Origin of the sequence: Ectopseudomonas alcaliphila (assembly GCF_900101755.1) — a bacterium.
In the GTDB taxonomy this organism is placed as follows: Bacteria; Pseudomonadota; Gammaproteobacteria; order Pseudomonadales; family Pseudomonadaceae; genus Aquipseudomonas; species Aquipseudomonas alcaliphila.
The window spans coordinates 1,423,040-1,432,583 of the sequence record NZ_FNAE01000001.1 but is presented as its reverse complement, the minus strand read 5'-3'; the positions used below and the strand labels follow the sequence as shown (position 1 = coordinate 1,432,583).

Sequence of the window (9,544 nt, the reverse complement as noted above, 5' to 3'; positions counted from 1 at the left end):
TTTATGGAGCACCTTATGAGCAAGCTGCAATGCATTTCCCCCATCGACGGCTCGGTCTACGTCGAGCGTCACCTGGCGTCCAATCCCGAGGTTCTGGTTGCGCTGGCCAAGGCTGAATTGGCGCAGCAGGCCTGGAAGCAGACGCCGCTGCGCGAGCGTATCGCCATCGGCCGGCGCGCCATCGAAGCCTTCGCCGCGCGTGAGGCGCAATTGGCCGAGGAACTGTGCTGGATGATGGGGCGGCCGATCCGTTATGCCGCTGGCGAGATTCGTGGCTTCGTCGAACGTGCCAGCCATATGGCGGATATCGCCGAGGGTTCGCTGGCCGATATCCGCCTGCCGGACAAGGCCGGTTTCACCCGTTTCATTCGTCGCGAACCGCTGGGTCTGGCCTTGATCATCGCGCCCTGGAACTACCCCTATCTGACAGCCGTCAATGCGGTGATGCCGGCGTTGCTGGCGGGCAACGTGGTGCTGCTCAAACACTCGGCGCAGACGCCGCTTTGCGCGGAACGCATGGTCGAAGCCTTCGCCGAAGCCGGCTTGCCCGAAGGCGTGTTCCAGTACCTGCATCTGAGCCATGGCGAGACCGAGGCATTGATTCGCTCACCGAGCATCGACCACGTTGCCTTCACCGGTTCGGTCCCCGGCGGGGCCATGGTCGAGCGCGCTGCTGCAGGACGCTTCATCAGTGTCGGGCTGGAACTGGGTGGCAAGGACCCGGCCTATGTCAGGGCCGATGCCGATCTGCAGCACGCGGTGGAAACCGCCATCGACGGCGCCTTCTTCAATTCCGGGCAGTCCTGCTGCGGTATCGAGCGCATCTACGTGCACGAGTCGCTGTTCGATGAGTTCGTCGAGCGCGCCGTGGCGTTGGTGCGCCAGTACAAGCTGGGGCGTTCGGACGACCCGCAGACCACCCTTGGCCCGCTGGTCCGCAGTGACGCCGCCGACTTCGTCCGCGCGCAGATCGCCGAAGCGGTCGAGCAGGGCGCCAAGGCGCATATCGACCCCGCCGAGTTTCCATTGGATGCACCCGGTACGCCCTACCTGGCGCCGCAGGTGCTGACCAACGTCAACCATGAAATGCGCGTGATGACCGAGGAATCCTTCGGCCCGGTGGTGGGCATTCAGAAGGTCGCCAGCGACGAGGAAGCGCTGGCGCTGATGAACGACAGCGAGTTCGGCCTGACCGCGGCGATCTTCAGCCGCGACGTGCATGCCGCCATGGCCCTGGCTGACCAGGTGGAGGCCGGCACGGTGTTTCTCAACCGCTGCGACTACCTCGACCCCGGCCTGGCCTGGACTGGGGTGAAGCACTCCGGGCGCGGCTGCACCTTGTCGCGGGTCGGCTACGAGCAACTGACCCGGCCGAAATCCTTTCACTTCAAGACTCAGTTGTGAGGCGCGCGCCATGGACCTGAATCAGTACCGCATGAACTGGAACTACCCGACCTCGATGCGCGTCGGCGTTGGCCGCATCAGCGAGCTGGCCGAGGCCTGTCGCCAGCTTGGCATGCGCGCGCCGCTGCTGTGTACCGACCCCGGCCTGGCCGCACTGCCGATGATCGACGCGGCGCTGCGCCAGTGCCGCGACGCCGGACTGAAGGCCGGGCTGTTCTCGGCGATCAAGGGCAACCCCACCGGTGCCAACGTGATGGATGGCGTGGCCGCGTTCAAGGCTGGCGGGCATGACGGCGTGATCGCCTTCGGCGGCGGCTCGGCGCTGGATGCCGGCAAGGCCATCGCCCTGATGGTCGGCCAGGACCGGCCGCTGTGGGATTTCGAGGACGTTGGCGACAACGCCAGTCGGGTCAATGTCGCCGGTATGGCGCCGGTGGTGGCCGTGCCGACCACCGCCGGTACCGGCTCGGAAGTCGGCCGTGCGTCGGTGATCACCGATGATGCTGCGCATATCAAACGCATCATCTTCCACGCGCGCATGCTGCCGGCGCTGGTGATTCTCGACCCCGAGCTGACGGTCGGCCTGCCGGCGAAGATCACCGCCGCCACCGGTATGGACGCGCTGTCGCACAGCCTGGAAGCCTTCTGCTCGCCGCTGTTTCATCCCATGGCCGAAGGCATCGCCCTGGAAGGCATGCGCCTGGTGCAGCAGTACCTGCCGCGTGCTGTGGCGCAGGGCACGGATGTCGAGGCACGCCTGCAGATGCTGGTGGCGTCGAGCATGGGCGCCACCGCCTTCCAGCGCGGCCTCGGCGCGATGCATGCGCTGGCGCATCCGCTGGGGGCGCTGTACGACGCCCACCACGGCCTGCTCAACGCGGTGCTGATGCCCTACGTGCTGGTGGCCAACCGCGCGGTGATCGCGCCGCAAATGGAAAAAATGGCGCGCTACCTGGCCTTGCCTGGCGGCGGTTTCGACGCGGTGCTGGAGTGGGTGCTGGCGCTGCGTGGCGAAGTGGGCATCGCCCATAGCCTGGGCGATATCGGCATCGACGATGCGCGTATCGAGCAGGTCGGGCGTATGGCTGAAGTCGATCCATCGGCCGGCACCAACCCCATCGCCTTTAGCGCCGAGCAGTACAGCGTGTTGTTCGAGAAGGCACTGCGCGGGACCTTGTAGCCCGGATGCAATCCGGGGGGTGCTTGCGCTGCTTGCCCCGGATTTCATCCGGGCTACGGGGCTGAGCCGTGGAGTGCGTCAGTGGTCAAGAACCTGGCTGAAACGTAGCAGGTAACCATCCGGGTCCTGGATCATCAGCTGGCGTACCCTGACCCAGCTGTCGCCAGTGCGGTAGTCCACCGTCTCCGGTGGCAGGCGCAGCGGCACGTCATTGGCGAGCAACGCCTGATACAGCGGCTGCAGATCGGCCACGTCGATCTGCAGATTGATGCCGCGCCCCAGCGGGCGATCTAGCGGCATGACTGTCCAGGGATCGTCTGGCCGTGCATGTTGGTCGATCTGTTCCAGCATCAACGCAGCTTCACCCAGAGCGATGGCTGCAAAGCCATCCTCGGGGCGTTGGTACAGCAGGCTGAAACCCAGCACCTGTTGGTAGAACGTCAGGCTGGCCTGCAGATCACTGACCTGCAGTTCTGGCGTCAGAGCCGGCAGGCGCGTGCGGCTCACGCCTGCTCCTGCGCCGCCTGCAAGGCCTCCAGCGCCGGCGCGGCATAGATGCCCACTTCCACTGCCAGTTCCATCACCCGCGGCAGGTCGCTGGCGTACACCAGCACCGCCTGCAGCTCGTCATCCAGCGGCTCGCTGAAGTCCACCAGCACGTAGCCGCCGGTTTCCGCTGATAGCGCCGAGAGCTGCACCTGGATGCGATTGAGCGCCTTGAGCGGCTCGGTCTTGGCCAGTTGCTTGGGCTTGAGCACGAACTGCACCTGCGGGCCGAAGGATTCGGTGATGCGCTGGAACAGTTCTTCATAGCTGTCGGCCTGGAACAGCACGGTGTCCGGCAGGCTGCCGACTACCACCCATTCGCCCAGGGGAATGGGGAATTCGTCGTCGTAGTTGACGTCCGGATTGGCGGCGAGGAAGGCGGCCGGGTCGGCATAGGCTTGCGTGGCCTCGTCGGCGATACGGGCGATCTCGTCCTCGGGCAGGCAGCCGGAGCTTATCTTGGCGATCAGTTCTTCCAGCTGGGTTTTCATCGGGGCATTCCTGTTCTGGGGCAAAGGCGCGCAGGATAAGGCAAAGTGTGCCGCGCTAGAAGTAAGCCAGCAGGCGGCCGAGGCTCATCACCAGTAGCCAGATCAGCAGCGACAGCGCTGCCTGCACCCGGCCGAGCGCAGGTACGGCCTGGTCCCAATTGGCCAGTCGGGAATTCCACAGGCGACGAAACAGCAGAGCATTGGCGACGCCCAGGACGATCAGCAGCAGCTTGAGCTGCAGCAGACGATCAATTGTCAGCGGTCCGGCGTCGGCGGCGAACAGGCAGAAGCCGCTGCCCAGCAGCAATACGAGGCCGACCACTGCCAGTGGCGTCAGCACCTGCGATACGGCAGGCAGGGAGAAAGCGCGGCCGGCGCCGAGCAGGCGTGCATCGAGCAGCAGCATGGGGCCAAGCAGCAGCACCAGGCCCAGCAGGTGCAGCAGGTTCAACGCAGGGTAGAGCAGTGCCGAGCTGCGCATCTGCTCACCCAGGGCCGTGGCTTCAAGCCAGGCGGCCCAGGCGATCAGGCTGTCCATCTAGCGCAGTTCGATGGTGCGACCGTCGACGATGATGCGCTCGGCGCGGATCTCTGCGGTGCCGTCCTTGCGCGGGTAGCCGACTATGGTCACGGTCTTGCCCTGCGTCAGGTCAGCTTCGGGCAGGCCGCGTGACTGCAGGCGGCTGATCGGTGCGAGGATCACCTGCCAGGTGCGCCCGTCGTGCTCGATGCTCACATCGGCGTGCGGGTTGCGGTAGTTGACGCTTTGCAGCGGCACTTCCAGGGTCAGGAGCTGATCGGCGTCGTAGGAACTCCAGCCGTGATGAGCCTGGGCAATGGCGGCAGCCAGCAGCAGGCCAAGTGCGGTGGTGAGGAGCAGCAGTTTCTTCAGCATGGCGATCACCCGGTGGACTGATTGAACACCGGGTAAACCTAGACCCTGTGACCGACGGTGCGGCGCATGGGCACATTTGGAAACAGAATGAGGGCAACTGCCTCAGCCGTAGCGTTTCTTCGCCTCGATGGCCAGGCCACTGCCGATGCTGCCAAAGGTGTTGCCTTCCACACTGCGCGCCTTGGGCAACATGGCTGCCACGCTCTGGCGCAGCGCCGGCACGCCGCTGGAACCACCGGTGAAGAACAGCGTATCGACCTGATCGGCGCTGACGCCGGCATCGGCGAGCAGCCCGGTGAGGCTGGCGCGGATGCGTTCGAGCAGCGGCTCGATGGCGCTCTCGAACAGCGGACGGGTCAGCTCGGCGACCAGGCCCGGTTCGACACGTGACAGATCGATGGGGCGCTCGTCCTGCTCGCTGAGGGCGATCTTGCTCTCTTCCACCTGCATCGCCAGCCAGTGCCCGGCGCGCTGTTCGATCAGGCCGAACAGACGGTCGATGCCGGTGGCGTCGACGATGTCATAGCGCATGTTCTGCAGCGCCAGCTGGGTCTTCTGCGCGTATACGGCATTGATGGTGTGCCAGGTGGCCAGGTTGAGGTGATAGCTGGTGGGCATGAAGGCGTCGCTCTTCATCCGGCTGCCATAGCCGAACAGCGGCATCACGCCGGCCAGCGACAGCTGCTTGTCGAAGTCGGTCCCGCCGATATGCACACCGCCGGTGGCGAGGATATCGCTCTGACGCTCCGCCAGGTGGTGGCGCTCGGGTGCCAGACGCACCAGGGAGAAGTCCGAAGTACCGCCGCCGATGTCGACGATCAGCACCAGCTCCTCGCGGTCCAGGTTCGACTCGTAGTCGAAGGCCGCGGCGATGGGCTCGTACTGGAACGACACGTCCTTGAAGCCGAGTTTGTGCGCCACGGCCACCAGGGTGTTCTGCGCTTCCTGGTCGGCAGTCGGGTCGTCATCGACGAAGAACACCGGGCGGCCCAGCACCACTTCCTCGAAGGCGCGTTCGGCCTGGGCTTCGGCGCGCTTCTTCAGCTCACCGATGAAGAAGCCGAGCAGGTCCTTGAACGGCAGGGCGCTGCCGAGCACGGTGGTTTCGCTTTTCAGCAGCTTGGAGCCCAGCAGGCTTTTCAGCGAGCGCATCAGGCGCCCCTCATAGCCTTCCAGATACTCGTGCAGGGCCAGGCGGCCATAGACCGGGCGGCGCTCCTCGGTGTTGAAGAAGATCACCGAGGGCAGGGTGATCTTGCCGTCTTCCAGAGGCAGCAGGCTGTCCTGGCCGGGGCGTAGCCAGCCGACGGTGGAGTTGGAGGTACCGAAGTCGATGCCGCAGGCGCGGGCGGGCGTAGAAAAGGACATGAAAACGCAGGGCCGGAAAAAATTGACGGGAGAAATTTTTGACGTCGCGCAGCGACGGCCCGAAGGGTGGCCGCCAGGGATGGCAGGCCACAAAAATGGCCGCGCATTCTATGTCAGTGGCGCAGCGACGGCGAGTCGTCAGGACGGCAGGTTGGCATTGTGCTGTTTGCTCTTCCACTGGCTCCATTCGAAACCCAGTACCACCAGCAGCGACAGGGCGAACGGCAGCAGCAGGTAGAACACGCGGAACACGATCAACGCGGCCAGCACATCGGCGGCGGGAATCTCCGGCAGAGCGGCGAGGAAGGTCACTTCCAGCACGCCGAGGCCGCCTGGCGCATGGGACAGCAGCGCCAAAGAGAAAGAGGCGAGGAACACGCCCAGCACCACCAGATAGCCGGGATGATTGTCGGCCGGCAATGCGAAATAGATGATCGCCGCGGCACAGAGCAATTCCAGCGGGCCAGCCAGCAGTTGGCGACCGACGATGGGCAGGCGCGGATATTCGACGTGCAGCTTGCCCAATGTCCAGGGCTTGAACTGGCGCCAGGAGCCCAGCACGTAGAGGCCGACCAGGCTCAGCAGCACGCTGCCGATGACCACCGATACCAGTGGCGTGACATCGACGACCCGGTGGATCAGATCGGGCTGGGCGATCAGCACGCAACCGCTGGCCAGCAGCGTGCCGAGGGCGAAGGTGAAGGAACAGAAGACGATGAGGATGCCGATTTCCTGCGGCGTCAGGCCCTTGCTGCGGTAGGCGCGATAGCGCACCACTGCACCGGAGAACACCGAGGCGCCGATGTTGTGGGCCAGGGCATAGGTGGTGAAGGAACACAGGGTGATGAAACGCCAGGGGATCTGCTTGCCGAGATGGGCGACGGCGATTCGGTCATACCAGGCCAGGGCCCAGTAAGCGCCGAGGGTGGCGCCGGCTGCCAGCAGCCAGTTCAGATGGCTGATCGCGCGCAGGCTGTCGGCGATCTCGTCGAGGGAGATGTTGCGTAGTTCGCGGTAAAGCAGGAAACAGGACGCCACTACGGCGATGAGACCGATCAGCGTCCAGATCAGGTCGCTGCGTTTCAGCTTGGGTTTGGCTTCGACAACGGACACTGCAACTCCTCGCTCTACAGGCCCGGTAGGCGATCTTGCCGGCCAGGGAGCCTGTCGAGGCTAATGTTCACGACCTTGTAGGTCGGCTCGCGACGGCCGCAGGCTGATGATGCTCTTCGCGGCGCGCTGCGCAGTATCACGGAGGCACTGCTTTCGCTCAACAGGCAAGCACGTATCCGTCGCCGTCTGATTCAGACCCAGGCCAGGGTGATGGCGGCCAGCACGGCGTAACGGCCGGCTTTGGCCAGGGTGACGATGGCAATGAATATCCACAGGCGCTCACGCATCACACCGGCCACCAGGGTCAGTGGATCGCCGATCACCGGCATCCAGCTCAGCAGCAGCGACCAGCGCCCATAACGCGCATACCAGCCTTGTGCCTGCTGTAACCGAGCCGGGCTGACCGGGAACCAGCGCCGCTCGCGATAGTGTTCGATGGAGCGGCCCAACAGCCAGTTGACCCAGGAACCCAACACATTGCCCAGGGTAGCCACCAGCAGCAAGGCCCAGAGCGGATGCTGGCCGGCCAGCAGGAGGGCGACCAGCACCGCTTCGGACTGCAGCGGCAGCAGCGTCGCCGCGCCGAAGGCAGAGAGAAACAGTGCCGGATAGGCGGACAAACTCAGCATGGTAGGAGCACGCCGGCCAGCGGGCCGGCGGGGTTCAGGACTGCGATTCCTGGCCGCTGTTGGCCATGATGTCTTCCAGGCTCAGGCCGGTCAGGCCGTGAATGGTCTTCCACAGGTAGTAGAAGATGGCCATCAGCATGATCATCGAGGGAATGGCGATCATCGGGTAGCTGAGCAGGGTCATGCGCCCCAGTTCGTCATTGAACGCCTCGGTGCCGGCCGGGCTGACCACGATCCATTTGGCCAGCACGTAGTTCATGAACGAGGAGAAGAAGAAGGTGCCGCTGAGCCAGTAGGTCGCGCGCATCAGGCGCGTCTCGAAGTGCTCGACATGGCCGCCTTGCTCGAGACGGTCGTGGATCTTGTCGATGTTGAGCACCGTCTTGTTGAACAGCAGGGTGCGGATAAGCGGGTAGCGGGTGCGCGTCGAAACCAGTACGGCGATGCCGATCAGGCCGGGGATCAGCGCTTCCTTGACTGCCAGCCACTGGGTGTCGAGCTTGAGCAGGCCGATACCGCCGGTCAGCGCGACACTGATCAGGCCGAGCAGGGCGATGAAGTTGAATTTGCGGTATTTGATCAGCTCGAAAGCGCCCCAGCCCAGCGGGAACGCCAGGGCCAGGATCAACGCGCCATCGGCGCCGAGACGGTGCTCGCCACTGAGCTTCATCAGAATGAACGAGGGAATCAGGATGCTGATGGCCAGATCGATCAGCGGGCGGGGCTTGTGCGTCGGGGTACGGCTGTCAGTAGTGGCGGTCATGGTAGCTGGAGTCTGCGTAGGAAGCCCGATGATCGCCTGCCCGGCGCGCCAGGGCTAGCCCGACTGTCGGTTTTGAATGTGAAAAAGTATGAGTCGACAGCTTGCCGACAGGCGTCGCAGCACGGCATGGCGATGCTAAAGTGATGGCAGGGTCCGGGAGTTGAACATGCCAAGAACCACCCTTTTCATTTGCCTGCTGCTGAGCGTCTGGGGCCTGTCGGCGATGCCTGCCTGGGCGCGTGACTGCATCGGGCTGGTGCCGGCTGGCACGTCGGCCTACTGGAGCGAGCTGGAGGCCGGCGCGAGACGCACCGCTGACGATCTGCAATTGGAGCTCTACACGCGCGGCCCGGCCCAGGAAGGCAGCGTCGAGGTGCAGTTGCAATTGATAGATCGCGTACTTGCACAGGGGTGCAAGGCGTTGATCATCGCCCCGGCTGGCGATGCCATCGATACCCGGATCTCGGCCTTGCGCGCCGAAGGTATTCCCACCGTCTATGTCGACCGCGGCGTTGCGGGGGATGGCGCCTACGCACTGGTGGCGACCGACAACTTCCTCGCAGGTCAGCTGGCCGGGCAACAATTGGCCGAGCGTCTCGGCCGGGGTGGCAGAGTGGGCGTATTGCGCCTGCGACCTGGGCTGCAATCGACCGAGGAGCGTGAGCGCGGTTTTTTGCTGGCGGCTCAGGTGTCGGGGCTGCAGGTGGTCTTCGACACCTACCTGGGTGATGACCGCCAGCGCATCGTCGACGCCCTGAGCGAGCAGTTGCCCAAGCTCGACGGTCTGTTCAGCCCCAATGGCACCAGCAGCCGGGCGACCCTCGCGGCGCTGCGCCAACTGGGCAAGGCCGGTACGCTGGACTTCGTCGGCTTCGACGGTGGCGAGCTGCTGTTCGATGCCGTGCGCGAAGGACAGATTCACGCCCTGTTGCTTCAGCAGCCGCAGGCCATGGGCGATCATGCGGTGCGCCTGGTGCATCGGGCCCTGAGTGGCGAGCGCGCCATTTCGCGCCTGCAACTGTTGCTCGAACCTCGGGTACTGACCGCCAGGGAGTTGGCTGAAATGACAGCGCCGCAACAGCCTTGGTGATGGGCGAAGTGCGGGTTTATGATCCTGCTCCTGGCCGCCCTGAATTCGCTGTAGGGCGCGCCCTT

The 9,544-nt window shown here is 64.7% G+C and carries 11 protein-coding genes; 3 read left to right on the top strand and 8 right to left on the bottom strand.

Annotation, left to right across the window (positions count from 1 at the left end; translation table 11 throughout):
* Window positions 1-15 precede the first annotated feature (15 nt).
* Both BLR77_RS06815 and BLR77_RS06810 read left to right on the top strand, forming a co-directional pair.
* Window positions 16-1,404 carry an aldehyde dehydrogenase family protein gene (locus tag BLR77_RS06815; RefSeq protein ID WP_074676177.1) on the top strand — a complete coding sequence of 463 codons (1,389 nt, stop codon included), beginning with the start codon at window positions 16-18 and terminating at the stop codon, window positions 1,402-1,404.
* 10 nt (window positions 1,405-1,414) lie between these two features.
* Window positions 1,415-2,584 carry an iron-containing alcohol dehydrogenase gene (locus tag BLR77_RS06810; RefSeq protein WP_074676176.1) on the top strand — a complete coding sequence of 390 codons (1,170 nt, stop codon included), beginning with the start codon at window positions 1,415-1,417 and terminating at the stop codon, window positions 2,582-2,584.
* Window positions 2,585-2,662: 78 nt separating this feature from the next.
* On the opposite strand, the gene BLR77_RS06805 is transcribed toward BLR77_RS06810, so the two are convergent.
* The 8 genes from BLR77_RS06805 to BLR77_RS06770 form a co-directional block, all read right to left on the bottom strand.
* A complete protein-coding gene (locus BLR77_RS06805; RefSeq protein ID WP_202907439.1) occupies window positions 2,663-3,091 on the bottom strand; it encodes a bleomycin resistance protein in 429 nt (142 codons plus the stop codon).
* Window positions 3,088-3,621, bottom strand: coding sequence for a hypothetical protein (locus tag BLR77_RS06800; RefSeq protein ID WP_074676174.1), 534 nt, complete (start codon window positions 3,619-3,621; stop codon window positions 3,088-3,090). Before BLR77_RS06800 ends, BLR77_RS06805 begins: the two co-directional genes overlap by 4 nt.
* Window positions 3,622-3,676: 55 nt before the next feature.
* Complete coding sequence (locus BLR77_RS06795) at window positions 3,677-4,159, bottom strand: hypothetical protein (RefSeq protein WP_074676172.1); 483 nt, start codon at window positions 4,157-4,159, stop codon at window positions 3,677-3,679.
* Entirely contained in the window at window positions 4,160-4,516 is a 357-nt protein-coding gene (locus BLR77_RS06790) for a DUF6152 family protein (RefSeq protein ID WP_074676794.1), read from the bottom strand.
* 102 nt (window positions 4,517-4,618) lie between these two features.
* Window positions 4,619-5,884: an Hsp70 family protein gene (locus BLR77_RS06785; RefSeq protein ID WP_074676170.1), complete on the bottom strand. Its 1,266-nt coding sequence runs from the start codon at window positions 5,882-5,884 to the stop codon at window positions 4,619-4,621.
* A gap of 138 nt (window positions 5,885-6,022) precedes the next feature.
* The gene (locus BLR77_RS06780; RefSeq protein WP_074676168.1) at window positions 6,023-6,997 is read right to left on the bottom strand and encodes a lysylphosphatidylglycerol synthase transmembrane domain-containing protein; all 975 of its coding nucleotides are present in this window, start codon (window positions 6,995-6,997) and stop codon (window positions 6,023-6,025) included.
* A gap of 191 nt (window positions 6,998-7,188) precedes the next feature.
* Window positions 7,189-7,626: a YqaA family protein gene (locus BLR77_RS06775; RefSeq protein WP_074676166.1), complete on the bottom strand. Its 438-nt coding sequence runs from the start codon at window positions 7,624-7,626 to the stop codon at window positions 7,189-7,191.
* 34 nt (window positions 7,627-7,660) lie between these two features.
* The gene (locus tag BLR77_RS06770) at window positions 7,661-8,389 is read right to left on the bottom strand and encodes a VC0807 family protein (protein WP_074676165.1); all 729 of its coding nucleotides are present in this window, start codon (window positions 8,387-8,389) and stop codon (window positions 7,661-7,663) included.
* A 166-nt stretch (window positions 8,390-8,555) separates the two neighbouring features.
* Here BLR77_RS06770 and BLR77_RS06765 point away from each other — a divergent pair, with 166 nt between their 5' ends.
* Window positions 8,556-9,479 (top strand): substrate-binding domain-containing protein, encoded by a 924-nt coding sequence (locus BLR77_RS06765; RefSeq protein WP_074676164.1) that lies wholly within the window; start codon window positions 8,556-8,558, stop codon window positions 9,477-9,479.
* The last annotated feature ends 65 nt before the right edge of the window (window positions 9,480-9,544 follow it).